Here is a 25,550-nt window from a genome sequence, read left to right on the forward strand (position 1 = left end):
ACCAGGGAAGGTGTCAACTATAAGAAGCACATAACACTTACAACATTCACAACACCTAAGCCAACTTTTACACAGAGGAACCAGAAAATGATGGTAAAACAATTTCGTCGTGCCGCTGTTCTCACTGCGGCATTACTTTCTGCCAATGCCTTTGCTGCTGAAACTGTTTCAATTCCGGTGCTAAAAATGGACCCGGCGCTGCATGCCCAATTGCCTGCCGACATCCAAAAATCGGGGGTGATGACCTCGGTAAACAACGGTTCGTTTCCTCCCTACGAAATCGTGACCGGTACCAACTCGTTAGATGGTGCCAGTGCTGACTTGTCAACCTCCATGGGGCAACTGCTGGGGGTGAAAATTGAACACGCTTCAGTCAGCGGTCTGTCCGGTATTTTGACCGGGATCTCTTCGGGGCGTTATCAGATGGGTATCGGTCCGATTGGCGATTACCCGGAGCGTCAGGCGAAAAATGACTTTATCGATTTCGTTAAAGAGTACGTCGCCTTTGCTGTGCCTAACGGCAACCCGAATAATATTCAGTCCCTGGCGGATACCTGTGGTCTACGCATTGCGGTAATGGCGGCGGGCTCGGCAGAGAAAGTGATCAAGCAGCAGTCTGAGGATTGTGTCAAAGCGGGCAAAGCGGCGATCACCGTGCAATCCTTTACCGACCAGCCAACCTCGATCCTGGCCGTGCGTTCCAAACGTTCCGATGCCTTCTTCTCTTCTCAGGCGCCCCTCTCTTATTTTATCCAGCAGTCTAATGGTCAGCTGACGCTGGCGGGTGCCGGGAAATCCAACGGTTTTAACGATATCTTCCAGGGTACGGTCGTACCGAAAGATTCTGAAATCGGCAAGGTGGTGCTGGCGGCGTATCAGGAACTGTTCACCAACGGTACCTATGCCATCATCATGAAAAAATGGGGCCTGGAAGGCAACATGCTGCCAGCTCCTGGGATCAACTTGGGAAAACCGACTAAATGATTGAGAAAACGTATAGTTCCAAGCCGGTAGACCAGGACGACTATACGCAAGATCCACGACGTAACGTTGAGTTTGCACAGGCGCCGCGCAATTACGGGCGTTGGGTTTCCTGGATCGTCGTGTTGATTATTGCCGCAGATGTGATCCTCAGCGTCGCCCATAACCCGAACTTTGAGTGGCACGTCGTCGCCAAGTGGTTTACCGAAGCGACGGTGATCCGCGGCCTGGGGGTAACCCTCGGCCTGACAGTGATCTCCATGCTGCTTGGCACGCTGCTTGGTTTACTGCTGGCGGTAGGCCGTCTGTCCGAGAGCCTGTTGCTGCGTCGTCTATCCGGCCTGTATGTCTGGTTTTTCCGCGGTACGCCGCTGCTGGTGCAACTGCTGTTCTGGTACAACATGTCGACGCTGTTTCCGCATGTGGCCCTGGGCCTGCCGTTTATCGGCCCGACCTTTGCCAGCTGGAATACCAACGATCTGATCACGCCGTTGACTGCCGCTATTGCCGGTCTGGCGCTGAATGAGGCGGCCTATATGGCCGAGATCATCCGTGCCGGGCTGCTGTCGGTGGATAACGGCCAGGCAGAAACCGCTCAGGCATTTGGCATGAGTCGGGGACGGGCACTGCGACGGATTATTATTCCTCAGGCGATGCGTTCCATTATTCCGCCAACCGGTAACCAATTGATCAGCATGATCAAAGCCACCTCCCTGGTCAGCGTGATTGCCATGGGCGATCTGCTGTACTCGGTACAGACGATTTATAATCGTACTTTTGAAGTGGTGCCGATGCTGATGGTGGCGGTGATCTGGTACCTGTTGATCACCTCGGTATTGAACCTCGGGCAGTCGGCGATTGAACGTTACTACTCGAAAGGCACGCGTCGCACCGTGGCGGTTAAACGCCGTCAGTCGAACGGTGAAGAGAAAGCCATTCCGGTAATTAACCAACCTGGCCTTGCTCGAAAGGAGGACTTATGAGTCTTAGCCCAGCGGCTGTGTCGCTGCCACTGGTTAGCGCCCGTAACGTGCATAAGAGTTATGGCGATAACGAAGTGCTGAAAGGTATCGATCTGGATGTCAATCCCAGTGAAGTGGTGGTGATCCTTGGGCCTTCGGGGTCCGGCAAGTCTACTTTTCTGCGCTGTATCAACCATCTGGAAGATATCGATCGCGGCACCATTATGGTCGCCGGTGAGCAGATAGGCTATGAACTGCACGGCAATCATCTGCGCAAACTGTCCGAACGCGGTATTGCCCGCCAGCGCCGGGATATTGGTATGGTGTTTCAGCAGTTTAATCTCTACCCGCATATGACTGTATTGCAAAATATTGTTGAAGCCCCTATTGGCGTGCATAAGCAAAGCCGTCATGAAGCCGAAGCCTATGCCCGTGAATTGCTGGAGAAAGTGGGGCTGAGCGATAAAGCCGACGCCTATCCGCGTCACCTTTCCGGTGGTCAGCAGCAGCGCGTGGCCATTGCCCGTGCGTTGGCCATCAAGCCGAAACTGATGCTGTTTGATGAACCGACCTCGGCCCTTGACCCCGAGCTGGTGGGGGAAGTGCTGGCCACCATGCGCAGTCTTGCCGATCAGGGCTTGACCATGATTGTCGTGACCCACGAAATTGGCTTTGCTCGTGAGGCTGCCGACCGGGTGATCTTTATGGATGGCGGTTATGTGATCGAAGAGGGACCGGCCGATCGCGTGCTGGTCAACCCGCAGCATCCGCGTTTCCAGGCTTTCCTCAGCCGTTTTATTTAACTCACCGTGTTTAAACCGCAGGGTGGGCCTGGATAAATGACCCTAAAGGTCAGCCTTTTTATCCAGGTTCACCCTTTTTATTGGGTGATGTTGAATATATGTTAAAGCCAGCACGCAAGGTTTGTCTCACTACCGCTGGTGGGCGTATAATGACGGCATGATTTCCGTTTCACCCCTCTTGAGCAACGACTGCCGATTGCTGCATATCAGCAAAACAGAGAAGCGCGTAACGCTCACGTTATGCGTAGAGAAATCGGCGTAGAAGTAATAAAACAAAGAAATGCTTTATCGCGCAGCCGCAGAGGCTCATAATGGCGAGTATGGTTAGAATACGTACAGCAAGCTGTGGCGCTGACCCATTTTGTTACATTTAACCTGGCTTCGCGCATTCAATGAACCTGTAAAAGTCGTTACTGTGGGTCAATGCATTCAGGTCGTCAAACGCGACAATTTTTCTCCGCTGTATAATTCAGCAATCAGTGTAAAGAAGGTATCTATGGAAATAAGTGTTACTAAACTATTGGTTGTCGGCGTGCTGATTGTGCTGCTTTTCGGTACCAGCAAACTTCGTTCACTTGGCGGAGATCTGGGTGCAGCGCTGAAAGGCTTTAAAAAAGCCATGAATGACGACGCCGCACCTGCTGCCAAAACTGATGCACAACCTGTAGAACCACGCGTAGAACATAAAGACTAACGCGTTACGGCTCGCAAGGGTGTAAAAAAACGGCTACCTGAAATCAGGCAGCCGTTTTTTATTGCGCTCTGGCAGCTAATGAGGGGACAGCTATCCCGCCCCCTGGGCCAGTACGATTATTTGACTTCAATACCTTTTGCCTGCAGGTCGGCATGGTAAGAGGAGCGAACAAAAGGACCACAGGCGGCATGGGTAAAGCCCATCGCCAGGGCTTCTTCTTTCATTTCATCAAACTCTTCCGGGCTGACATAGCGTTGCACCGGTAAATGGTGGCGGCTTGGCTGCAAGTATTGCCCCAGGGTCAGCATGGTTACCCCGTGACGACGCAGGTCGCGCATTACTTCGATGATCTCGGCATTGGTTTCACCCAATCCCACCATCAGGCCGGATTTGGTTGGGATCTCTGGATGGGCTTCTTTAAAGCGTTCCAGCAGTTTCAGCGACCATTCGTAATTTGCGCCCGGACGTACCTGGCGATAGATGCGCGGCACATTTTCCAGATTATGGTTAAATACGTCCGGCGGCGTTGCGCTGAGGATCTCCAGTGCGCGATCCATACGGCCACGGAAGTCCGGCACCAGCGTTTCGATCTTGATCGCCGGGCTTTTTTCACGAATCGCCGTGATGCAGTCGGCAAAGTGTTGTGCGCCGCCATCACGCAGATCGTCGCGGTCAACCGAGGTGATCACCACATAGCGCAGTGCCATATCGGCAATGGTTTGTGCCAGCTTCTCGGGTTCATTGCTGTCCGGCACCACCGGGCGGCCATGAGCCACGTCGCAGAACGGGCAGCGACGGGTACAGATGGCACCGAGGATCATAAAGGTCGCCGTACCGTGGTTGAAACATTCTGACAGGTTAGGGCAGGAGGCTTCTTCGCACACCGAGTGCAGGCCATTTTTGCGCATGGCAGCTTTAATGCCCTGAATGCGCGACGAGTCGGCCGGTAGCTTGATTTTCATCCATGCCGGCTTACGCAACATTTCCTGCCGTTCAGTTACCACAGTTTTCACCGGGATTAACGCCATTTTATCAGCATCGCGATATTTGACGCCGCGTTCCATTTGGATCGGTTTACTCATAATCTTGCAGGTTCCAGTATCGTCTCTCGCCGGGCGAGATTTTTTATGAGATTCAATGAACTAGCTGCTTCATCAAAAAAAATAGAAATTATGCAGAAATTATATCATTGAAGCGCTATCGCATTCAGCCCCTCAAACATTGATAACGGCAGATAATTGTCGATTATGTTACCACCCGGAACAAAGAAACACCGGGCTGGTAGTGATTAATTTTTTTTAACCTTATGATAATAAAATTATTTTTATTACTCTGCCGTGCCAGGTAATCCGACCTTTTGCTATGTTGCCTGGATGTAAATTCTTTGCTTATGCGTGCTATTGGCTGACAGCAGGCAATATATAGTCTTCTGGCTGCCAGGGTTGATAATCCACCTGCCGATAATCAAGCTGTTTAATAAAGGCTTTAACCAATATCGGCATGACGTTATCCAGGGTGATACCCGGTTTTTGCTGGCTGACCTGGGTCATCTGCAAACCGGCATATCCGCAGGGATTGATGCGCTGGAAGGGTTCTAAATCCATATCAATATTTAACGCCAGGCCGTGTAATGAGCAGCCTTTACGAATGCGCAGGCCGAGTGAGCAAATTTTTTTGCCATCGACATAGACCCCTGGGGCATCGGCGCGTGGATAGGCCTCAATAGCAAAATGGGCCAAGGTTTCCACCACGGTTTGCTCCAGCGCGGTGACGAGTTGGCGAACGCCGATTTTTCTGCGCTTGATATCGATCATCACATACATTACCTGCTGACCGGGTCCGTGATAGGTCACCTGTCCGCCGCGGTCGCTTTGGATCACCGGAATATCTCCAGGAAAAAGCAGATGCTCCGCTTTACCCGCCTGGCCTTGAGTAAAGACTTTGGGGTGCTGGACCAGCCAGATTTCATCCTGAGTCTCGGCACTGCGCCGATCGGTAAAGTCGTGCATGGCACGGGAGACGGGGTCGTACTCTTGCAGGCCAAGTTGGCGCAGGGTAATACGTTCTTGCAGTTTTTCTTGTTGCACGGCAGTTATCTTCATTGAAGAGAAAGGGGCCGACGAACGGCGTAATAGCGGAAGATTACGCCGATCTCTGCTGACGCTTGGGAATTACAGCACCATACGCACAATTTCGATATTACCCAGCTCGTCGTACAGGGTTTCTACCTGATCGATATGCGTGGCAGTGATGGTAATAGACACCGAGTGATAATTACCTTTGCTGCTTGGCTTGACCTTGGGGTTGTAATCGCCGGGGGCGTGGCGTTGCACGACTTCCACCACCTGGTCAACCAACTCGGGATGCGCCAGACCCATCACTTTATAGGTGAAGGTACAGGGAAATTCGAGCAGTTCGTTAAGTTTGGTTTTCATGGGCACTCCCGCGTGGTGACTGATTAGGTTATCTGACCATTGTACTCATCATCATTCAGCTTGCCGTTGCCTGGCGGTATCATTCAATATTGCTGGCCTTTCCCCATAGAGGATGCCTTGCTGCTGCATAAAATCTTCTGAGTTTGTCTTCTCGGTTGCCTCAATAGCGACAACGTAAAGGCTATGGCTGGACTGGATTCTACTAAGTATAACTCCCGCCGCAGCGGGAGTAGATTGATATCGCAAATATATGGAGTTAAAGCCTGCGCTTTTCAAGCCCCGCAGGCGATATTGCCGTAATCTTGCGGGCTGGCTTAGCCAAACCAGTGGTGGAACATCAGCTTGATGTAATCCACGATGCGGCCAAGGAAACCGCCTTCTTTAACTTCGTTTAATACTACCAGCGGGCGTTGATCGATGGTTTTACCATCAAGCTGGAAGTTGATGCTGCCAACCACCTGATTTTTTTGCAGTGGTGCATGCAGCTCGCTATTGTCGAGGACATAGCTGGCTTTCAGATCTTTCATACGGCCGCGTGGGATGGTGAGAAAGGCGTCTTTATCTACGCCCAGCTCGACGCGATCGCTATTACCGAACCAGACCGGTTCAGAAGCAAACTCTTTGCCTGCTTTCAATGGCGCTACGGTTTCAAAGAAACGGAAGCCCCAGGTCAGTAATTTTTTGCTTTCTACTTCACGGCCTTTATAGGTATGACCCCCCATTACCGTGGAGATCAGGCGCATTGGGCCTTCGGTCGCGGACGCCACCAGGTTGTATCCCGCAGCGTCAGTATGGCCGGTTTTGATACCGTCAACCTGCAGGCTGGAATCCCACAGCAGGCCGTTGCGGTTCATCTGGCGGATATTATTGAAGGTGAACTCTTTTTCGCGGTAGGTGGCGTACTCTTCCGGAACATCACGGATCAGCGCCTGGCCGATAAGCGCCATATCGCGCGCCGAGCTATATTGCCCTTCGGCATCGAGGCCATGCACGGTACCAAAGTGGGTATTTTTCAGACCCAGTGCATTAACGTAGTTGTTCATCAGGCTGACAAAGGCGTCCTGGCTACCGGCGACATAGTCGGCCATGGCCACACAAGCATCGTTACCTGATTGCAGGATAATCCCGCGATTCAATTCGGAAACCGCTACGCGATCGCCCGGTTTCAGGAACATCAGCGACGAGCCCTGGAATACCGGGTTGCCGGTGGCCCAGGCATCTTTACCTACGGAAACCATATCGGTGGGGGTGATTTTGCCTGACTTGATCGCTTGGCCAATCACATAGCTGGTCATCATTTTGGTCAGACTGGCCGGATCGCGACGCGCATCGGCGTTCATTTCAGCGAGCACTTTACCCGAGTTGTAATCAATCAGAATATAGGCTTCAGCATCAATTTGCGGAACGCCAGGGATCATCGTTTTCAGATTTACATCGTCGGCGAAAGCGGCAGACGCTGCACTTAAAGTCATAACGGTGCCAAGTGCAATGCCCTTGACGAAACGAGAAGGAGTAACTGATTTCATGATTGAGACAACAACATCCGTAAAGGTAAATTAAAAAACGTGCCACACTATAGCAGAACTGACCCGGTCAGACATCCGTCAATACTGTGGCTTGCCGGCATTTACTTATTTTTACAGCTGGAAATACGCGTCGTCCTTAACGCTCTATACCCATCGATCCCTGGCATCGTCCATTACAGCGAAGAGGCAGAAACCACAAAGGATTGCTGTTTCGCTTCGCTGGCCAGACGTTGTTGCAGTTTAGCTGCCTGCTGGCGGCTGCTAAATGGCCCTAACTGTACGCGGTACATATTGCCGCTGGTTTGCACTTTTCCCGGAACAGCAAAGCGCTGACTAAGGGTTTTTTGCCACAACTGGGCATTTTGCGGATTGCCCAATGCGCCCACCTGTACCATATACCCCCCCGCGGCAGACGATGTCTGACGAACGCCAGGGGCTACCACTACCGGTGCGGCGGCAACAGGGGCCGCTGCGGCCCGCGCAGTGTGGACGGGCGTTGGTGCCATCACCGGGGCAACAACCGCTGGTGCGACAGGTTCGTTGCTTTCAAGCAGTCGTGCAGGCACCGGTTTGGAAGCCTGTAAAAAACCGCCACCACCACCAGCGCCCATGCTGCCATTACTGGCGTTGTTATCAGAGCTCACATTATTGCCATTACTGACATTGCTGTCATTGCTGTCAAGATTGTGATCGAAGCTGGATGGGGTGTTATTAGGCACGCTGAGCGTACTGTTATCGATTGGCTTGACCGCGGCGCCATTCACCGGCATTGAGGCCGGGGCCTGCATTGGCGTGCCCATATCGCTGGAACCGAGAGTCGGGCGCGATGGCAGGGCATAGGACTGTTTGGCTACCGTGGTACCAATGGTGCCGGGACCGGATAGCGTGCCGTCAGGAGCAACGTTGATAATATCCAGTTTAACCTTGGTGCTGTTGGTCAGGTTTAACCGTTCAAACGCCGCTTTCGACAGATCGATAATCTTGCCTGATTCATAAGGACCGCGATCGTTGATACGCACTACTAACATGCGGCCATTGGCCAGGTTGGTAACGCGAACATAGCTCGGGATCGGCAGAGTCGGGTGTGCGGCGGTCATTGCTGTCGGATCAAAGGTTTCACCGCTGGCGGTGACGTTGGTGCCGCTCTCATTACCGTACCAGGTGGCCATCCCTTTTTGCGTAAAGTTGGTGGCATCTTTGATGATTTTATAGTTATCACCGTTGGCACTGTAATCCTGGTTGGCGCGGGTGTTGTAAGGTTCATACACCGGATCTGCCCCACTAATCTCGACGACCGGCCCATTATAGGCGGGCTGTGGAGCTTGCTGCTGTGGCTGGTTGTCTGATGAACTACAGGCACTCAACAGCAGCCCGGCGATAATCGCCCCTATCCACTCCTTACGCATTGCTCACCCCTATAAGTTTTTCGATAACATTTTTCGATGAGTATGTATCGACATGACGATACCAAACCCAGCCATCAACACAATCAGTGCTGACCCACCATAACTAACCAGGGGCAAAGGTACCCCAACCACCGGGACTATACCACTCACCATGCCAATGTTAACAAAGACATAAACAAAGAATATCAACATTAACCCTCCCGCCATCACTCGACCAAAGGTGGTCTGAGCCTTGGCGGCAATCACCAGACCGCGGGTGATCAGGCATAAGTAAAGTCCCAATAACACCAAAACGCCCGCCAAGCCAAGCTCTTCGGCCAGTACGGCAAAAATAAAGTCGGTATGGCGTTCGGGTAGAAACTCAAGCTGCGACTGGGTTCCGTGCAGCCAGCCTTTACCGGCAAAACCGCCGGAACCAATGGCGATTTTTGACTGAATAATATGATACCCGGCACCCAGCGGATCGCTTTCCGGATTAAGCAGCATCATCACTCGGTCGCGCTGATAATCATGCATCAGAAAGAACCACAGTATCGGGATAAAGGCGGCGACCAGGATCGCCGCGCAGGCGATCAGCTTCCAGCTCATGCCCGACAGAAACAACACAAAGATACCGGAAGCAGCAATCAAAATGGCGGTGCCGAGGTCCGGCTGCGCGGCGACCAGCAGCGTTGGCACAAAGATCATCACCAGCGCAATGGCGGTATTTTTCAATGACGGTGGACAAATATCGCGGTTGATAAAGCGCGCTACCATCAGCGGCACGGCAATTTTGGCCAGTTCCGAGGGTTGAAATCGCACTACACCGAGATCGAGCCAGCGCTGTGCGCCTTTACTTACCTGACCAAAGGCGTCGACCAGTACCAGCAGGAACAGGCAAAAGACATACAGGTAGGGTGCCCAGCTTTCATACACGCGCGGCGGTACCTGAGCCATGACCAGCATAATGATCAACCCGCCAATAATCTGTCCGATTTTACGCTCCATCATGCCGATGTCCTGACCGCTGGCGCTCCAGATAACAAAGGCGCTATAGGCCAGCAGGGCCAAAACGATAAGCAGCAGCGTGACGTCGATGTGCAGTTTGGACCACAGCGACCCTTTTTGTTGGCTTTCAGTCATTGTTGATTAATCACCTTCGATTCCAGGCGGAGCAGGGGCTTCGTCCGGTAATTTAGTCGTATTATCGCCCAATAAAATATGGTCGAGGATCTGTCGGGTAATGGTCCCGACTGCCGGCCCTATACCGCCGTTTTCTAGCACCACGTTTACGGCAACCGTCGGGTTGTCATAAGGCGCAAAAGCATTCATTAGCTTATGGTCACGCAGGCGCTCGGCGATTTTATGCGCGTTATAGGTTTCGTTGGCTTTCAGACCATAAACCTGTGCCGTACCGGATTTTGCCGCCGCTTTGTACGGTGCATCCATAAAAAATTTGCGGGCGGTACCGTTGGGGCGATTGGCCACGCCGAACATACCGTCTTTAGCCAGTTCCCAATATCCGGAATGGATATCGCCAATCTGGGTATCTTCCTTTTGCTGATAAGGTACTTTGATATTGCCTTCCTGGGTATGCAGCAACAGGTGCGGCGTTTTGACCTTACCGTCGTTAATCAGCGTCGTCAGCGCCTTCATATTCTGAATGGGCGTTGCGGTCCAGTAACCCTGGCCGATACCGACCGGAATGGTGTCACCCTGGTACCAGGGCTTTTTAAAGCGCTTCATCTTCCAGTCGCGAGTCGGCATATTACCGTTACGCTCTTCCGACAAGTCGATACCGGTATATTGGCCGTAGCCAAATTTGCTCATCCATTCAGACAAGCGGTCAATCCCCATATCGTAGGCCACCTGATAGAAAAAGGTATCGGCGGACTCTTCCAGCGCTTTGGTGACGGTCAAGCGGCCGTGACCCCAGTGTTTCCAGTCGCGAAAACGTTTGTCGGAGCCGGGAAGTTGCCACCAGCCCGGGTCAAACAGCGAGGTATTGCGGTTAATAACCCCGGCGGTTAACGATGACACGGCGATATAAGGTTTCACCGTGGACGCCGGGGGATAGACACCCTGGGTGGCACGGTTAATCAATGGTCGGTCGGGATCGTTGAGCAAGGTGTTGTAGTCCTTGCTGGAAATACCGTCGACAAACAGGTTCGGATCGTAGCTCGGGTTAGAGACCAGCGCCCGAATGCTGCCGTCGCGCGGATCGGTGACCACCACGGCGGCGCGGCTGCCGCTAAGCAGCTCTTCAATATACATTTGCAGCGGCAGATCCAGCGTTAGCGTCACATCTTTCCCGGCTTGCGGCGGTTCTTCATGCAACTGGCGGATCACGCGACCACGGTTGTTGACTTCTACCTCGGCATAGCCGGTTTTGCCATGCAAGGTGTCTTCGTAATAGCGTTCGATACCCAGCTTGCCGATATCGTGCGTGGCGGCATAGTTAGCGAGGATACCGTCTTTATCCAGCCTTTCAACGTCACGATCGTTAATTTTTGAAACATAACCGATGACGTGGGTCAAGGCCGACCCATAGGGATAGTAGCGGCGCTGATAGCCTTTGACTTCAACGCCGGGGAAATTGAACTGGTTAACGGCAAAACGCGCCACCTGCACTTCCGTCAGGCCAACTTTAATGGCAATAGACGTAAAGCGGCGCGCACGTTTGCGTTCTTTTTGAAAGTTATCGAGATCTTCCGGGGTCAGATCGGCAATGGGGATCAGCGCATTAAGCGTGGCTTTAACGTTGTCGACTTTTTCCGGCATCATCTCGAGCTGATAGATGGTGCGGTTAAGCGCCAGCGGCGTACCGTTGCGGTCATAGATGATCCCGCGACTTGGCGCGATAGGGATCAGCTTGATGCGGTTATCATTGGATCGCGTTTGATAATCCTGAAAACGCACCACCTGCAGTGTGTAGAGATTGTAACCCAGTATGCCACTGAGCAGCACAATACCAATAAACGCCACCAGTGCACGGCGCACAAACAGGGCTGATTCAGCCGTATAGTCGCGAAAGGGGTTACGATCTATTTTCATCCCACTACTTAATTCACAGTGCTGCTGATATTGACCAACCGATTACTCGCGATGGTACGGATGATTAGTGGTAATACTCCAGGCACGATAAAGGCTTTCGGCGACCAGAACCCGAACCAAAGGGTGGGGCAGCGTCAGCGGCGAGAGCGACCAGCTCTGAACCGCAGCCTCTTTACATGCTGGTGCCAGCCCTTCAGGACCGCCTATCAGCAAGCTGACATCTCTGCCATCCTGCTTCCAGCGTTCGAGCTGTTGGGCCAACTGTGGCGTCTCCCAGGGGGTACCTGGAATATCCAACGTAACAATACGATTGCCTTTTCCAACCACTGACAGCATTTGTTCGCCTTCTCTTTCAAGAATACGTTTGATATCGGCGTTTTTCCCGCGCTTACCCGCGGGGACTTCGATCAACTCAAATGGCATGTCTTTGGGAAAACGGCGAAGATAATCCGTGAAGCCGGTCTGCACCCAATCGGGCATTCTGGTGCCTACGGCGACGAGTTGCAGTTTCACGAATTAACCCCAAAGCTTCTCAAGTTCGTAGAGCTGACGGCTTTCTGCCTGCATAACGTGAACGATCACCTCACCGAGGTCAACCACCACCCAGTCAGCTTCGTTAATGCCTTTCACACCCATGGCATCGAGACCTGCGGCTTTTACTTCTTCAACCAGATGACCGGCAATGGAAACCACGTGACGGCTGGACGTGCCGGTGCAGATAATCATGCAGTCAGTGATACTGGATTTACCCACAACATCGATAGCAATGATGTCTTGAGCTTTAAGGTCATCGACTTTATCGATAACAAATTCTTGGAGCGCTTTACCTTGCAAAGGTTCCCCCTGGGGAGTGAGTGAGCTGGAGTCGAAAATTAAGCGGCGAAGTATAACACGCGTTGGCTATGCGCGGTATAACCCCTGTGATTCGATATAGCGCTCAACGGAGAAGGGAAGTAAATCTGAGCAATCGCGGCCCTCATGACGGCGCTGACGGATTTCTGTCGCAGAAATATCCAGCAGTGGAGTATTGGCTTGATAAATAAAGCCTTGAGGGTATTGCCTGAGCCGACTGGCATCTTCAATTGTGTGCGCATCATACCAACGCTGTAATTCTGGTGTTGCCAGTTGACGGGGATATCCCGGACGAGCCAACACCACCAGATGGCAGACATCGAGCAATGACTGCCAGCGATGCCATTTGTAAAGCGTCAATAATGAATCTTGCCCAATGATAAACGCCAAAGCATGGTCAGTGCCACGTTCTTTACGTAACGTTTCAAGTGTCTCAATGGTGTAGGACGGCGTATCGCGCTGTAATTCACGATCATCCACTGAAAACAATGAGTTACCTGCAACCGCCAGCTGCACCATTTTTAGACGCTGCGCGGCGCTGGCCTCGGGTTGCGCACGGTGTGGCGGCACATTATTGGGCAGAAGTATCACTTTTTCGAGGCAGATCTCCTGCGTCAATTGTTCTACCGGGCGTAAATGACCGTAATGGATAGGGTCAAAGGTGCCGCCAAACAGCGCCATCAGTGAGTTTTCACTCTTCATTGGCCGGTGCCTGCATCAATAAAACTGACGGGCAGCGCTTTGCCGCAGAGTAGCATGGAAAGACTTTCCAGCTCAGGCCAGACCGATTGACCATAATCCTGTTTCAGGCGGATCTCCATTTGCGTCAGCAATTGCACCGCCTGATTAAGCTGTTGCACCGATAAACGTTGCAGGGCCTGGGTGACCAGAGTGCGGCGGTTTTGCCACACTTTATAGTGGTCGAACAGATTGCGCAGCGGCATCTGGTCCATTTTGCGTCGTAAATTCAACAGCATTAACAGTTCACGCTGTACGGTGCGCAATAAAATAACCGGCTCGCTGTCTTCTTGCTGTAATTGACGCAAAATATGCCAGGCGCGTTTGCTTTTTCCGGCCAGCAGCGCGTCAATCCAGTGGTAAGGGGTAAAATGTGCCGCATCAAACACTGCCTGTTCCACGCGTGGTAGCGTCAGTTTGGCATCCGGGTAGAGCAGGGCAAGCCTTTCCAGCGACTGCGACAGCGCCAGCAAGTTGCCTTCGTAGCAGTAGCACAACAGCTGATTGGCCGGATCATCCAGTTCCAGTGATAGCGCCTTGGCGCGTTTGGCCACCCAGCGTGGCAATTGCGCCTGTTCCGGCGTCTGGCAGGTGACAAACACGCAGCGATCGCTGAGCGCTTTAAACCAGGCGCTGTTTTCCTGGCCTTTGGTCAGTTTGTTGGCGCGCAGGATCAGTAAAATGTCATCATGCAGCAGACTGACCAGCAGCGTGAGCTGTTCAGCCATTGGGGCTGATGGGCCGTTTTCCGGCAGCATTAAGGTCAGCGTCTGGCGACTGGCAAACAGACTCAGCGCCTGACAGCTGCTAAATATGGCATCCCATTCGGTATGGGCATCAAGAATAAAACTGAAGTGTTCATTAAATTCTGCCGCATTGGCGGCCTGACGCACGGCATCCTGGCTTTCTTGCAGCAGTAGCGGATCGTTACCGCATAATACATAACAAGCGCGCAGCCCCTCTCGGAGCTGCGCGGCAAGTTGTTCAGCATAAATGCGGATCATTTCGCAGGATCACTAACCGGGGTCGATTTTCCCACGCTGATGATTTCAGGCTTACCCGACACTTGCTCTTTCTTCACAAGCTCTGCGGCGTGAACCGTCAGCAGTTTGCGAATCAATTGCTGGGCTGCCTGTTCGCGCATCTCTTTCTGGATAATTTCCTGTTCAGCGTCTTTTGCCAGCGCTGCCAGTGGGTTATCAAAGAAAGAACGGAAGACCGTCACGCTTAGCGGGTAAATATCTTTACCCGGCATCAGCACCTGTGCAGAGACCGTCATCGCCAACTGATATTCCGCGGTTTTCCCGTCCTGGAAGATAGACACCGTAGATTGACCCAGACTTGCGCCAACAAGACGCAGCTCTGGCAGTTTTCTATTCAGAGCGGTATTCATCTCTACCACGGTGACATCACTCAGTTTTAACTGATTACGCACCTCACGGGTGAGCGGACCATAGGGATCGTAGCTGTTAAGCGTAATGGTTTTCAGCTCGACCGGGACGTTAGTGGTGCCGCGAAGATGATATCCACAGCCCGAGGTCACCAGTACGACAGCACCCAGCAACAGCATCAAAATACGATGTCGCACAACTCCTCCTTGACTCAACCCACTACCAGGTTAAGCAGTTTGCCTGGGACGTAGATTACTTTGCGTACGGTAACCCCATCCAGATATTTTGCGACCAGATGTTCTTGTGCCGCCAATTCGCGAACCTGCTCTTCTGTCGCGTCTGCGGCAACGGTTATCTTGGCTCGTACTTTACCATTTACCTGCACAACCACCAGTTTAGAGTCTTCTACCATAGCTTTTTCGTCAGCGACTGGCCATGGCGCGATATCGATATCACCTTCACCACCCAGCGTCTGCCACAGTGCAAAGCAGACGTGTGGAGTGAACGGATAGAGCATACGGACTACCGCCAACAGGGCTTCCTGGATCAACGCACGATCCTGTTCGCTGTCTTGCGGCGCGCGGCCCATTTTGTTCATCAATTCCATAATGGCCGCAATGGCGGTGTTAAAGGTTTGACGACGGCCGATATCATCGGTCACCTTGGCAATGGTTTTATGCAGATCGCGACGCAGGTCTTTTTGCTCGACACTCAGGCTGGCAACGTCCAGTGCCGTGGTTGCGCCTTTTTGTGAATGTTCAAAGGCCAGTTTCCATACGCGTTTCAGGAAGCGGTTTGCCCCTTCTACGCCAGACTCCTGCCACTCAAGGGTCATTTCTGCCGGTGAGGCGAACATCATAAACAGACGGACGGTGTCAGCACCGTATTTTTCAACCATTACCTGCGGGTCGATACCGTTGTTCTTGGACTTGGACATTTTGCTCATGCCCGCGTACACCAGCTCACGGCCCTGAGGATCGGTAGCTTTGACAATACGGCCTTTTTCGTCGCGTTCCAGGGTAGCATCAACCGGTGATACCCAAATACGTTCACCGCTATTACCCAGGTAGTAGAAGGCATCAGCCAACACCATCCCCTGGCACAACAAGCGTTTGGCGGGTTCGTCAGAGGTGACCAGACCGGCATCACGCATCAGCTTGTGGAAGAAGCGGAAGTACATCAGGTGCATGATGGCGTGTTCAATACCGCCGACATATTGGTCAACCGGCAACCAGTAGTTGGCCGCCGCCGGATCCAGCATGCCTTTATCGTAATCCGGGCAGGTGTAACGGGCGTAGTACCAGGACGATTCCATAAAGGTATCAAAGGTGTCGGTTTCACGCAGGCCCGGCATTCCGTTAACGGTGGTTTTTGCCCACTCGGGATCGGCCTTGATTGGGCTGGTGATACCATCCATCACTACGTCTTCCGGCAGCACGACCGGCAGTTGATCTTCCGGCGTCGGTATCACAGTACCGTCTTCCAGGGTGATCATCGGAATTGGCGCACCCCAATAACGTTGACGTGACACACCCCAGTCGCGCAGGCGGTAATTCACTTTACGCTCGCCAACGCCCAGACTGACCAACTTGTCGGCAATGGCATTAAAGCCGTGCTCGTGGTCCAGTCCGTTAAATTCGCCAGAGTTGAACAGCACGCCTTTTTCGGTCATCGCTGCCGCTTGCACGTCAGGCTCGCTGCCATCGGCATTAAGAATAACGGCCTTGATTGGCAGTGCGTATTTGTTGGCAAATTCCCAGTCGCGGGCATCGTGACCCGGAACGGCCATTACCGCACCGGTGCCGTATTCCATCAGCACAAAGTTGGCGACCCAGATGGCAATTTTTTCACCAGTAAGTGGATGCACGGCAAACAGGCCGGTATCCATGCCTTTTTTCTCCATGGTCGCCATTTCGGCTTCGGCCACTTTGGTATTACGGCATTCGTCGATAAAGGCGGCCAGTGCAGGCTGGGTAGCAGCGGCTTGCAGTGACAGCGGATGGCCAGCGGCCACGGCGGCATAGGTGGCGCCCATAAAGGTATCGGGACGAGTGGTGTAGACCGTCAGCTTTTCGGCGCTGTTTTCAACGTCAAAAGTGATCTCTACGCCTTCGGAGCGGCCAATCCAGTTACGCTGCATGGTTTTGACCTGCTCAGGCCAGCTTTCCAGCGTATCGAGGTCGTTGAGCAGTTGGTCGGCATAGGCGGTGATTTTGATAAACCACTGTGGGATCTCTTTACGTTCCACCTTGGTATCACAACGCCAGCAGCAACCATCAATAACCTGCTCGTTAGCCAGTACCGTCTGGTCATGAGGGCACCAGTTGACCGCCGAGGTCTTTTTGTAAACCAGACCTTTTTCATACAGACGGGTAAAGAACCACTGTTCCCAGCGATAATATTCCGGTTTGCAGGTGGCGAGTTCGCGATCCCAGTCATAACCAAAACCCAGCAATTTAAGCTGGTTTTTCATGTATTCGATGTTTTCGTAAGTCCAGGGAGCTGGTGCCGTATTGTTTTTGACGGCCGCGCCTTCTGCGGGCAAACCAAACGCATCCCAGCCGATCGGCTGCAGGACGTTTTTACCGAGCATGCGCTGATAGCGGGAAATCACGTCGCCGATGGTGTAGTTACGCACGTGACCCATATGCAGACGGCCTGATGGGTAAGGCAGCATGGAGAGGCAGTAATACTTCTCTTTGCCAGGCTGTTCGGTAACTTTAAAGGTTTGCTTCTCTTGCCAGTGAAGTTGAACCTGAGTCTCTATATCTTCTGGACGGTATTGCTCTTGCATGGCGGCCGATGGTCCTGTGAGTGAAAAACAGCTACATCTGTAGCCTTATTTCGTTAATAACAATAGTTTCAAACATAGCCGCATAGCATAGCTGATAAGCGGCAAGGGCAACAACACCAAGCGACCTGCGAGAGGCTTTTTATGCACTTTAGACGGCGAATATTTTTCATGCGACGTGCAAACTGTGGTCTGTATCCGTCGCAATCGACGATTCACGACTAAAATGATCGCATACAGATGAAGGATACACCTGACTGGAAAGTCGCACTCAAGGGGAAGCTATGAACAATGTAGAGCACGACTATCGCCAACTGATGACCACACTGACGTCACGCCTGCGGGAAGGTGAACGTGATATTGAGTTATTGGTGGGCGAGGCGCGGGAACGTTTACAGCGCGAAGGTAAGCTGGCACAGAGCGAAATTGATCAACTGACGCACTCGGTACGGCGTGACCTGCAGGAGTTTGCCCATTTCTATGACCAGCATCATCCGGCTACCCGGGTGGCGACGCCGGTTGACGATAGCGATGACGATGACAGCGTTTTTATGCGGGTGATCAAGGAGAGTCTGTGGCAGGAACTGGCCGATATTACTGATAAAACCCAACTGGAATGGAAAGAAGTACTAAAAGACGTGACCCATCATGGCGTGTATCACAGCGGTGAGGTGGTCGGTTTGGGGAATCTGGTCTGTGAAAAGTGCCATTTCCATCTGGCGGTCTATACGCCGGAAGTGCTTAGCAAGTGTCCGAAATGCGGCAACGATGAATTTTCTCGCCAACCGTTTGAACCTTGATAGCAGACTTTGCTGACAATCATTGCCGCTGTGGCCGGTCTGGCCGCAGCGGCAACTGCCGGCAGATTAGTGCAGGATTTTCGCCAGGAAGTCCCGGGCACGTTCAGATTCAGGGTTATTAAAGAAATCGTCTTTATTACGATCTTCAACAATCTTGCCTTCATCCATAAAGATCACCCGGTTAGCCACTTTACGGGCAAAGCCCATTTCGTGGGTTACCACCATCATGGTCATGCCTTCGTTGGCCAGTTCCACCATGACGTCCAGTACTTCATTGATCATTTCCGGATCGAGCGCCGAGGTAGGTTCGTCAAATAGCATGGCAATAGGATCCATACACAGTGCTCGGGCGATAGCAACGCGCTGCTGCTGTCCACCTGAGAGCTGTCCCGGAAATTTATTGGCATGGGCAGACAGGCCAACGCGCTCAAGCAATTTTAATCCCTTCTCTCTGGCCGCCGCTTTATCGCGTTTTAGCACTTTGACCTGCGCCAGCGTCAGGTTGTCGACAATCGACAGATGAGGGAAGAGTTCGAAATGCTGGAACACCATGCCGACTTTCGCCCGCAGTTGCGCCAGATTGGTTTTTTTATCATTAACGGCAATACCGTTAACCAGGATCTCGCCTTTCTGGATCGGTTCCAGCCCGTTAACGGTTTTAATCAGCGTTGACTTGCCAGAACCGGAAGGACCACAGACCACCACAACTTCACCTTTCTTGACTTCGGTACTGCATTCAGTCAGTACCTGGAAGTGGCCGTACCATTTAGAGACATTTTTCAGCGAAATCATGAAAGGGTCCTTTTCTTCAAAAAGCTCACCAGCAAAGAAGCAGAGATGCTGATAACAAAATAGACAAAACCGGCAAACAGGATCATTTCTACCTGTGTGCCGTCGCGCTCACCAATATTGGTCGCGGTACGGAAGAAGTCAGCCAGGCTGAGAACATACACCAGCGAGGTATCCTGGAATAACACAATGGCCTGGGTCAGCAGCAGAGGCACCATGGCGCGGAAAGCCTGCGGTAAAATGATCAACTGCATGGATTGCCAATGGGTCATGCCCAGCGCCAGCGCGGCAGAAGCCTGACCGCGGGCGATGCTTTGAATACCGGCGCGGATAATCTCCGAGTAATAGGCCGCTTCAAACAAGGCAAAGGCCACCATCGCCGAAATCAGGCGAATATCGCTTTTTGGCGACAGGCCGAGCACTTTTTGCAGGAAGCTGGGCACCACCAGATAAAACCACAGCAGCACCATCACCAGCGGCACGGCGCGGAACAGGTTGACATAGATACGGGCAAACCAGCTGACTGCCTTGATTGACGACAGACGCATCACCGCCAGCAGGGTGCCCCACAGGATGCCAAAGACAATGGCAATCACCGTAATCTTCAGGGTAATCACCATGCCGTTGACCAGATAGGGCAGGCTGGGGACCACGGAACTCCAGTCGAAATGGTACATAAATTATTTACTCCCCATATTGCCCGGCAGGCGGATCTTGCGTTCGACCTGCTGCATTATCAGCATAATGACCGCGTTGATGAGGACATAGGCCAGCGTAATGGCGGCAAAAGACTCATAGGCGTGAGCCGAATAATCGAGTAATTTCCCCGCTTGCGCGGCCATATCCACCAGACCTATGGTGGAGGCAATCGCCGAGTTTTTTACCAGATTAAGCATTTCCGAGGTAAGAGGCGGCACAATTACGCGGTAGGCATTGGGCAGCAGCACATAGCGGTAGGTTTGCGGCAGGGTAAGACCCATTGCCAGACCCGCGGCGCGTTGCCCGCTCGGCAGCGACTGAATTGCCGCGCGCACTTGCTCACAGACGCGTGCGGCGGTAAACAGGCCGAGACACACCATCGATGAGATAAAGAACTGCACATTGGGATCCAGACCCTGCTTGAACCACATACCGATTTTTTCCGGCAGTAATTCCGGGACCACCAGATACCAAATAAAGAATTGCACGATCAGCGGCACGTTACGGAATAGCTCCACGTAACAGGCACCAAGTGCGGCAATAAAACGATTAGGCACGGTGCGTAAAATACCGAACAGCGAGCCAACGAAAAAGGCGATAACCCAGGCGCAAAGTGAGAGTGCAACCGTGACCTGAAAACCCGACCAGATCCAACCGAGATAGGTGGTGTTTCCGAATGGGGCTTGTTGCAGGAAAATACCCCAGTTCCAACTTGTAGACATAACAAACTCCGTAAATTGGGTAAGAACTTACCCCATGAGTGATGACGTGAACTGTCGGGTGTTATTGAGCGTAAAAGAATGGCGGGGTGGGGAACGACCACCCCGCATTCTGCCTGTCTGCCCTGTCAGGACACCATCACATACCCCGCCATTTGGCACCGTGGCAACTGAGCGGTACCGACTCAAGCGAATTCGTTGTCCGCCAGTAGTCGAACCTTTGCTGCCAGGTACCCCGCTGCCGGGGTATTGTTGTTACTTTTAGAGCGCTTTATCGTTTGGAGCTTTGAACAAGGCTTTCATATCGTCAGACAGTTCAAAGTTCATATTCAGATTTTTTGGCGGAATAGGCTGTTTAAACCAGGTATCAAACCACTTGCTGGCTTCACCAGAGGTTTCGGCCTGGGCCACGGTATCGTCGACCAGTTTCTTGAATTGCGCATCGTCTTTACGCAGCATACAGCCATAAGCTTCTTTCGACTGCGGCGTACCGAGAATGACCCAGTCATCCGGGTTCTTCGCTTTGGCACGTTCGCCGGCCAGCAGCGCATCATCCATCATAAAGGCCGCAGCGCGACCGGTTTCCAGCGTACGGAATGAGTCGCCGTGATCTTTGGCACTGATGATTTTCAGATCCAGTTTTTTCTCATCGTTGAGCTTATGCAGCAGGACTTCAGAGGTAGTCCCTGAGGTGACAACGATAGTTTTGCCTTTCAGATCGGTGAAATCTTTGATTTCAGACCCTTTTTTAACCAGCAAACGGGTGCCGATAACAAAAATGGTATCCGAGAAAGCAGCCTGTTGCTGACGTTCCAGGTTATTGGTAGTGGAACCGCACTCAAAGTCGAAAGTGCCGTTCTGCAGCAATGGAATACGGTTCTGCGCAGTGATTGGCAGCATTTTGACCTGGAGATTAGGCGCATTTAACTTTTTCTTGATGGCATCAACGATGGCATTGGAAAAGTCCTGCGAATAGCCCACCACTTTTTGCTCATTGTTGTAATAAGAAAAAGGCACTGAGGATTCACGGTGGCCGACAACGATCACGCCGTTATCTTTAATCTTTTTCAGCGTACCAGTCAGGTCTTCGGCATGGGCGAGGCTCGTTGCGGCGATACTTGCCAGCATGACCGACAACACCAGTTTACGCATTTGCATGGTCCAACTCCTTTGCTTAGTAATGGATCCTTCGTGAAGGATCAAAGATTAACCGGGTTATATCTCGTGGCCTGGCCCTGCGGCGGCGCGGTGCATTCCCACTGACCCTCTTGGCCAGTATTACTGATAGGGGCATTTTTCCCGCAGCAACAACACCAATAACCTCGGTACAGACTTTCGCTATGTTGCTCACTGCTGCTCTACATTACGAACTCTGCATTGAGAAGATAGCGTAATGTGAAGAGAGTGAAATTAATATGTTTCTTTTTTGAGACTGAGCGCGCACCAAATTCAAGCAATAAATGACTCTTGCACCTGTTTGGTGATTACTTATTGCGCAAAATGTGTCAAAACGATGCAGTAAGCGAAAATAAGTTTTAAATAAGCGATCTCTTAAAGAGATATAGCAAATTACGTGCCAGATAGGACGTTTAAGCGAATTAACTGCGGTGAAATTGCCGGCGAAAACGACGCTATAGTGCAAGGGGAGAGGAGAAAACGTGGCTGACACCGGCCTGGTTACCGGGTCTGCACTGTAAACAGGCAGGGGCATATTGTTATGCCCCTGCCTCAGTGCGGTTTATCGCTGAGTTAGATCTGTGACCGTTGACGTCGTGCACAAATCAGCGCGCCAGCGGCACACAACAGCGTCAGGATCCATACCGGCCAGAAACCGACCCGCGCGTAAGGCGTAATGCCCTGCGTTGGCGTGACCTGCACGTTCAGCACCTGACGGGTGAACTGCGGGATCTCGGCAATCACGTTACCTTCGGCGTCAACTGCCGCAGTGACACCGTTATTGGTGCTGCGCAGCAATGGACGACCCAGCTCGACGGCCCGCATGCGCGCCATCTGGAAATGCTGCCAGGGACCAATCGAATGACCAAACCAGGCATCATTAGAGACGGTCAGCAGGAAATGGGTATCAGGATGGAAGTTTTCCCGTACCTGCTCACCAAGCACGATTTCATAGCAAATTGCCGTCGTCAGATTGATGCCGCCGACGTGCAACTGCGGTTGTACATAGTCGCCGCGGCTAAAGGAGGACATTGGCAAGTCAAAGAACGGTGCCAGCGGACGCAGCAGGCTCTCCAGCGGCACAAATTCGCCAAAAGGCACCAGGTGATACTTATTGTAGCGATTGGCGTCAGGATAGCGGTAAGGCTCTGGTTCGCCGAGGGCGATCACGCTGTTATAGGTATAGCTTCCCTTATCGCTGCGTTGAAAATCGACAATACCGGTGATCAGATTGCTATGATGAGAGCGGGCCAGATCGTCGATCATGGTCAGATACTCTTGCTGATCGGATTCGATATCGGGGATTGCCGATTCTGGCCAGATAATCAGTTGTGCTTTACCCAGATAAGGGCGAGTTTCGTCGAGATAGGCTTGCAGCGTGGAAATCAGCGCCTTGGGATCCCACTTCATGGATTGGGGAATATTCCCTTGCACCATCGCGACATCCACGCTTTTTTCTGGCAGCACAGTAAACCACTGTATTTGCCGCAGCGGCCAGGGCAGCAACAGCATCGCCAGGGCAATCACCGCCGGCAGTTTGCGACGTTGGTAAAGGGCGTACACCAACAGACCGCTTAGCGACATCAGCACAAAGGTAATACTTTCGACCCCCGCCAGTGGGGCCAGGCCTTTTAGCGGACCGTTGATCTGGCTGTAGCCAAACTGCAACCACGGGAAGCCGGTCAGTACCCAGCCACGTAAAAACTCGGTAACCTGCCACAGCGCCGGGGCTGCCAGCGCTAAACGCCACCAGGTGGTTTTTGGCCACAGCTTGGCCAGCACACCGGCAAACAGCATGGTATACAGTGACAGATAGGCGGCCAGTAACACCACCAAAAACAGGTTGATGGCTTCCGGCATGCCGCCAAAGGTGGCAATACTGACATAGACCCAGTTGACGCCGCTGCCAAACAGGCCGAGGCCCCAGCAAAAGCCCAGCAGTGAGGCTTGCCCTGGTCGTCGATCGAGGGTTACCGCCAGCAGGCCAAACAGCGAAACAATTGCCGCCGGCCAGAAGTCATAGGGCGAAAAAGAGAGCGTACCGCAGGCGCCGAATAAAATCGCCAGCAGCGCTCTGACCCACTGGCGTTGATACAGACCCATCATATTGCCAACCACGGCAGTGTTGATTGTTCTCTTTTTTTCCGGCTTTCCCGGCCACTGACTGGGCCAATTGCCTGGAAATGCGTGCTCGTGCCGCCTTGCTGTGTATCGCACTCTACTGAGTACAAGAATGATATTGCCATGAATAAATTAAGCTTCCAGTTTCGGTTGCGGCGCGTCGTCCGGGATTTTTACGTGAACCTGAATGATACGTCGACTATCTGCCATCGCAACTTTGAATAAGTAACCGTCGATTTCGATAGTTTCGCCACGTGCCGGGAGGTGGCCAAATGATTGCATTACCAGACCACCAATGGTGTCGACTTCGTCATCACTAAAGTTGGTATTAAACACGTCATTGAAATCTTCAATCGGGGCGAGGGCACGTACGGTATAGGTATGACGGCTAAGCTGACGAATATCGAGATCTTCTTCGTCATCATATTCGTCTTCAATTTCGCCGACGATCAGCTCAAGAATATCTTCGATGGTCACCAAACCAGAGACCCCACCAAATTCATCAACCACAATAGCCATATGATAACGCTGTGAACGGAACTCCTTGAGCATGCGGTCAACGCGCTTGCTTTCCGGTACCACCACAGCGGTCCTCAGCACTTTATCAATGCTGAACGGCTCTGATGCAGAACGCATAAATGGCAACAAATCCTTTGCCATCAAAATGCCTTCAATATGGTCCTTATCCTCACTTATCACCGGAAAACGAGAGTGGGCAGACTCGATAATGACGTCGAGGCACTCTTCGATAGGTTGATTACGTTTCAGGGTAATCATTTGTGAACGAGGGATCATGATGTCACGCACGCGCTGTTCTGCAATATCCATCACGCCTTCCAGCATGTCACGGGTATCGGGGTCGATCAGATCGTTTTGTTCGGAATCACGGATCAGCTCAACCAGATCGCTACGGTTTTTAGGTTCACCGTGAAACAACTGGCTAAGAATAAGGGAAAAGAAGCCCTTCTTGGGACTGGGGCTGTCGCTATTTTGTGGATGGTCATCGCTCATGGCGTCGGGTTAGATATACTCTTGTTAGTAAATGGGATTATGTCCATACCTGGACATATCATCGGGTATTATCCCCTTGGTTTTTCAAGCTGCAGCGGTGTTGGCTGCAACTTGAAATCCATTGGGTATAGAAATAATTCTGTTGTGTGGCTAGTCGTCCAGCAGCAGATAAGGGTCCGGATGGCCAAGACCTTGCATGATTTCGGTCTCGATGGCTTCCATCTCTTCTGCTTCCTCATCAACAATATGGTCATACCCTAGCAGATGCAGGCTGCCATGAACAACCATATGCGCCCAGTGCGCATTCAGTGTCTTATGTTGCTCCTGCGCTTCTCGCTCTACTACCTGGCGACAAATGACCAAATCGCCGAGCAGAGGCATCTCCATCCCCGGAGGTGCTTCGAAAGGAAAAGAGAGCACATTGGTGGATTTGTCTTTGCCGCGGTAGGTCATATTTAGCTGCTGGCTCTCCGCTTCATCAACAATACGCACCGTCACTTCTGACTCTTCCTGAAACTGGGGAAGCACCGCTTCCAGCCAATGCTGAAAATCGCTCTCTGCGGGCAAGCCTTCGCTGCTTTCGCTGGCAATTTGTAAATCGAGAATAACCTGGGTCATGTATT

General features: G+C 52.2%; 25 protein-coding genes. 5 read left to right on the forward strand and 20 right to left on the reverse strand.

Features of this window, described 5'->3' with window-relative positions; translation table 11 throughout:
• Positions 1–87: 87 nt before the first annotated feature.
• The 4 genes from GW590_RS05175 (at position 88) to tatE (ending at position 3,440) form a co-directional block, all read left to right on the forward strand.
• Positions 88–984 (forward strand): ABC transporter substrate-binding protein, encoded by an 897-nt coding sequence (locus GW590_RS05175; protein WP_169401940.1) that lies wholly within the window; start codon positions 88–90, stop codon positions 982–984.
• Positions 981–1,964: an amino acid ABC transporter permease gene (locus GW590_RS05180; protein ID WP_169401941.1), complete on the forward strand. Its 984-nt coding sequence runs from the start codon at positions 981–983 to the stop codon at positions 1,962–1,964. Before GW590_RS05175 ends, GW590_RS05180 begins: the two co-directional genes overlap by 4 nt.
• Entirely contained in the window at positions 1,961–2,746 is a 786-nt protein-coding gene (locus GW590_RS05185; protein ID WP_169401942.1) for an amino acid ABC transporter ATP-binding protein, read from the forward strand. Before GW590_RS05180 ends, GW590_RS05185 begins: the two co-directional genes overlap by 4 nt.
• Before the next feature lie 496 nt (positions 2,747–3,242).
• The gene (tatE, locus tag GW590_RS05190; RefSeq protein ID WP_169401943.1) at positions 3,243–3,440 is read left to right on the forward strand and encodes a twin-arginine translocase subunit TatE; all 198 of its coding nucleotides are present in this window, start codon (positions 3,243–3,245) and stop codon (positions 3,438–3,440) included.
• A 116-nt stretch (positions 3,441–3,556) separates the two neighbouring features.
• Here the strand turns inward: tatE and lipA are convergent, their stop codons facing one another.
• From lipA to leuS, 13 genes are all read right to left on the reverse strand, one after another.
• The gene (gene lipA, locus GW590_RS05195) at positions 3,557–4,522 is read right to left on the reverse strand and encodes a lipoyl synthase (RefSeq protein WP_169401944.1); all 966 of its coding nucleotides are present in this window, start codon (positions 4,520–4,522) and stop codon (positions 3,557–3,559) included.
• A 315-nt stretch (positions 4,523–4,837) separates the two neighbouring features.
• Positions 4,838–5,542, reverse strand: a complete 705-nt coding sequence (gene lipB, locus GW590_RS05200) for a lipoyl(octanoyl) transferase LipB (RefSeq protein WP_169401945.1) — start codon at positions 5,540–5,542, stop codon at positions 4,838–4,840.
• Positions 5,543–5,611: 69 nt separating this feature from the next.
• Positions 5,612–5,875 carry a DUF493 family protein YbeD gene (gene ybeD, locus GW590_RS05205; protein WP_169401946.1) on the reverse strand — a complete coding sequence of 88 codons (264 nt, stop codon included), beginning with the start codon at positions 5,873–5,875 and terminating at the stop codon, positions 5,612–5,614.
• Between the two features lie 314 nt (positions 5,876–6,189).
• The gene (dacA, locus tag GW590_RS05210) at positions 6,190–7,401 is read right to left on the reverse strand and encodes a D-alanyl-D-alanine carboxypeptidase DacA (RefSeq protein WP_169401947.1); all 1,212 of its coding nucleotides are present in this window, start codon (positions 7,399–7,401) and stop codon (positions 6,190–6,192) included.
• Between the two features lie 173 nt (positions 7,402–7,574).
• Positions 7,575–8,807 (reverse strand): endolytic peptidoglycan transglycosylase RlpA, encoded by a 1,233-nt coding sequence (rlpA, locus tag GW590_RS05215; protein WP_169401948.1) that lies wholly within the window; start codon positions 8,805–8,807, stop codon positions 7,575–7,577.
• Between the two features lie 9 nt (positions 8,808–8,816).
• Positions 8,817–9,929 (reverse strand): peptidoglycan glycosyltransferase MrdB, encoded by a 1,113-nt coding sequence (gene mrdB, locus GW590_RS05220; protein WP_169401949.1) that lies wholly within the window; start codon positions 9,927–9,929, stop codon positions 8,817–8,819.
• A gap of 6 nt (positions 9,930–9,935) precedes the next feature.
• Positions 9,936–11,840 carry a peptidoglycan DD-transpeptidase MrdA gene (gene mrdA, locus GW590_RS05225; RefSeq protein ID WP_169401950.1) on the reverse strand — a complete coding sequence of 635 codons (1,905 nt, stop codon included), beginning with the start codon at positions 11,838–11,840 and terminating at the stop codon, positions 9,936–9,938.
• A 42-nt stretch (positions 11,841–11,882) separates the two neighbouring features.
• Positions 11,883–12,353: a 23S rRNA (pseudouridine(1915)-N(3))-methyltransferase RlmH gene (gene rlmH, locus GW590_RS05230; protein ID WP_169401951.1), complete on the reverse strand. Its 471-nt coding sequence runs from the start codon at positions 12,351–12,353 to the stop codon at positions 11,883–11,885.
• 3 nt (positions 12,354–12,356) lie between these two features.
• Positions 12,357–12,674: a ribosome silencing factor gene (rsfS, locus tag GW590_RS05235; protein ID WP_169401952.1), complete on the reverse strand. Its 318-nt coding sequence runs from the start codon at positions 12,672–12,674 to the stop codon at positions 12,357–12,359.
• Positions 12,675–12,740: 66 nt separating this feature from the next.
• Positions 12,741–13,394 carry a nicotinate-nucleotide adenylyltransferase gene (nadD, locus tag GW590_RS05240; protein WP_169401953.1) on the reverse strand — a complete coding sequence of 218 codons (654 nt, stop codon included), beginning with the start codon at positions 13,392–13,394 and terminating at the stop codon, positions 12,741–12,743.
• Positions 13,391–14,434, reverse strand: coding sequence for a DNA polymerase III subunit delta (gene holA, locus GW590_RS05245; protein WP_169401954.1), 1,044 nt, complete (start codon positions 14,432–14,434; stop codon positions 13,391–13,393). Before holA ends, nadD begins: the two co-directional genes overlap by 4 nt.
• Positions 14,431–15,018, reverse strand: a complete 588-nt coding sequence (gene lptE, locus GW590_RS05250) for an LPS assembly lipoprotein LptE (RefSeq protein ID WP_169401955.1) — start codon at positions 15,016–15,018, stop codon at positions 14,431–14,433. Before lptE ends, holA begins: the two co-directional genes overlap by 4 nt.
• Before the next feature lie 14 nt (positions 15,019–15,032).
• Complete coding sequence (leuS, locus tag GW590_RS05255; protein ID WP_169401956.1) at positions 15,033–17,615, reverse strand: leucine--tRNA ligase; 2,583 nt, start codon at positions 17,613–17,615, stop codon at positions 15,033–15,035.
• A 281-nt stretch (positions 17,616–17,896) separates the two neighbouring features.
• Here leuS and GW590_RS05260 point away from each other — a divergent pair, with 281 nt between their 5' ends.
• Positions 17,897–18,412: a zinc ribbon-containing protein gene (locus tag GW590_RS05260; protein ID WP_169401957.1), complete on the forward strand. Its 516-nt coding sequence runs from the start codon at positions 17,897–17,899 to the stop codon at positions 18,410–18,412.
• 66 nt (positions 18,413–18,478) lie between these two features.
• Here GW590_RS05260 and GW590_RS05265 read toward each other — a convergent pair whose 3' ends face one another.
• From GW590_RS05265 to ybeY, 7 genes are all read right to left on the reverse strand, one after another.
• Positions 18,479–19,204 carry an amino acid ABC transporter ATP-binding protein gene (locus GW590_RS05265; protein WP_169401958.1) on the reverse strand — a complete coding sequence of 242 codons (726 nt, stop codon included), beginning with the start codon at positions 19,202–19,204 and terminating at the stop codon, positions 18,479–18,481.
• A complete protein-coding gene (gltK, locus tag GW590_RS05270; RefSeq protein ID WP_169401959.1) occupies positions 19,201–19,878 on the reverse strand; it encodes a glutamate/aspartate ABC transporter permease GltK in 678 nt (225 codons plus the stop codon). The genes GW590_RS05265 and gltK overlap by 4 nt, the downstream gene beginning before the upstream one ends.
• A gap of 3 nt (positions 19,879–19,881) precedes the next feature.
• Positions 19,882–20,622, reverse strand: coding sequence for an amino acid ABC transporter permease (locus tag GW590_RS05275; protein WP_169401960.1), 741 nt, complete (start codon positions 20,620–20,622; stop codon positions 19,882–19,884).
• Positions 20,623–20,880: 258 nt separating this feature from the next.
• Positions 20,881–21,777, reverse strand: coding sequence for an amino acid ABC transporter substrate-binding protein (locus tag GW590_RS05280; protein WP_169401961.1), 897 nt, complete (start codon positions 21,775–21,777; stop codon positions 20,881–20,883).
• A 591-nt stretch (positions 21,778–22,368) separates the two neighbouring features.
• Complete coding sequence (lnt, locus tag GW590_RS05285) at positions 22,369–23,901, reverse strand: apolipoprotein N-acyltransferase (RefSeq protein ID WP_169401962.1); 1,533 nt, start codon at positions 23,899–23,901, stop codon at positions 22,369–22,371.
• A 147-nt stretch (positions 23,902–24,048) separates the two neighbouring features.
• Positions 24,049–24,927 (reverse strand): CNNM family magnesium/cobalt transport protein CorC, encoded by an 879-nt coding sequence (gene corC, locus GW590_RS05290; RefSeq protein WP_169401963.1) that lies wholly within the window; start codon positions 24,925–24,927, stop codon positions 24,049–24,051.
• A 150-nt stretch (positions 24,928–25,077) separates the two neighbouring features.
• Positions 25,078–25,545, reverse strand: coding sequence for an rRNA maturation RNase YbeY (gene ybeY, locus GW590_RS05295; protein ID WP_169401964.1), 468 nt, complete (start codon positions 25,543–25,545; stop codon positions 25,078–25,080).
• Between the last annotated feature and the right edge of the window lie 5 nt (positions 25,546–25,550).

The organism is Rouxiella aceris, assembly GCF_012933545.1.
GTDB classification, from domain to species: Bacteria; Pseudomonadota; Gammaproteobacteria; order Enterobacterales; family Enterobacteriaceae; genus Rouxiella; species Rouxiella aceris.

Coding starts and splice junctions, on each gene's coding strand:
- GW590_RS05175 (WP_169401940.1), top strand. CDS start 88: ATGATGGTAAAACAATTTCGTCGTGCCGCTGTTCTCACTGCGGCATTA.
- GW590_RS05180 (WP_169401941.1), top strand. CDS start 981: ATGATTGAGAAAACGTATAGTTCCAAGCCGGTAGACCAGGACGACTAT.
- GW590_RS05185 (WP_169401942.1), top strand. CDS start 1,961: ATGAGTCTTAGCCCAGCGGCTGTGTCGCTGCCACTGGTTAGCGCCCGT.
- tatE (WP_169401943.1), top strand. CDS start 3,243: ATGGAAATAAGTGTTACTAAACTATTGGTTGTCGGCGTGCTGATTGTG.
- lipA (WP_169401944.1), bottom strand. CDS start 4,522: ATGAGTAAACCGATCCAAATGGAACGCGGCGTCAAATATCGCGATGCT.
- lipB (WP_169401945.1), bottom strand. CDS start 5,542: ATGAAGATAACTGCCGTGCAACAAGAAAAACTGCAAGAACGTATTACC.
- ybeD (WP_169401946.1), bottom strand. CDS start 5,875: ATGAAAACCAAACTTAACGAACTGCTCGAATTTCCCTGTACCTTCACC.
- dacA (WP_169401947.1), bottom strand. CDS start 7,401: ATGAAATCAGTTACTCCTTCTCGTTTCGTCAAGGGCATTGCACTTGGC.
- rlpA (WP_169401948.1), bottom strand. CDS start 8,807: ATGCGTAAGGAGTGGATAGGGGCGATTATCGCCGGGCTGCTGTTGAGT.
- mrdB (WP_169401949.1), bottom strand. CDS start 9,929: ATGACTGAAAGCCAACAAAAAGGGTCGCTGTGGTCCAAACTGCACATC.
- mrdA (WP_169401950.1), bottom strand. CDS start 11,840: ATGAAAATAGATCGTAACCCCTTTCGCGACTATACGGCTGAATCAGCC.
- nadD (WP_169401953.1), bottom strand. CDS start 13,394: ATGAAGAGTGAAAACTCACTGATGGCGCTGTTTGGCGGCACCTTTGAC.
- holA (WP_169401954.1), bottom strand. CDS start 14,434: ATGATCCGCATTTATGCTGAACAACTTGCCGCGCAGCTCCGAGAGGGG.
- leuS (WP_169401956.1), bottom strand. CDS start 17,615: ATGCAAGAGCAATACCGTCCAGAAGATATAGAGACTCAGGTTCAACTT.
- GW590_RS05260 (WP_169401957.1), top strand. CDS start 17,897: ATGAACAATGTAGAGCACGACTATCGCCAACTGATGACCACACTGACG.
- GW590_RS05265 (WP_169401958.1), bottom strand. CDS start 19,204: ATGATTTCGCTGAAAAATGTCTCTAAATGGTACGGCCACTTCCAGGTA.
- gltK (WP_169401959.1), bottom strand. CDS start 19,878: ATGTACCATTTCGACTGGAGTTCCGTGGTCCCCAGCCTGCCCTATCTG.
- GW590_RS05275 (WP_169401960.1), bottom strand. CDS start 20,622: ATGTCTACAAGTTGGAACTGGGGTATTTTCCTGCAACAAGCCCCATTC.
- GW590_RS05280 (WP_169401961.1), bottom strand. CDS start 21,777: ATGCAAATGCGTAAACTGGTGTTGTCGGTCATGCTGGCAAGTATCGCC.
- lnt (WP_169401962.1), bottom strand. CDS start 23,901: ATGATGGGTCTGTATCAACGCCAGTGGGTCAGAGCGCTGCTGGCGATT.
- corC (WP_169401963.1), bottom strand. CDS start 24,927: ATGAGCGATGACCATCCACAAAATAGCGACAGCCCCAGTCCCAAGAAG.
- ybeY (WP_169401964.1), bottom strand. CDS start 25,545: ATGACCCAGGTTATTCTCGATTTACAAATTGCCAGCGAAAGCAGCGAA.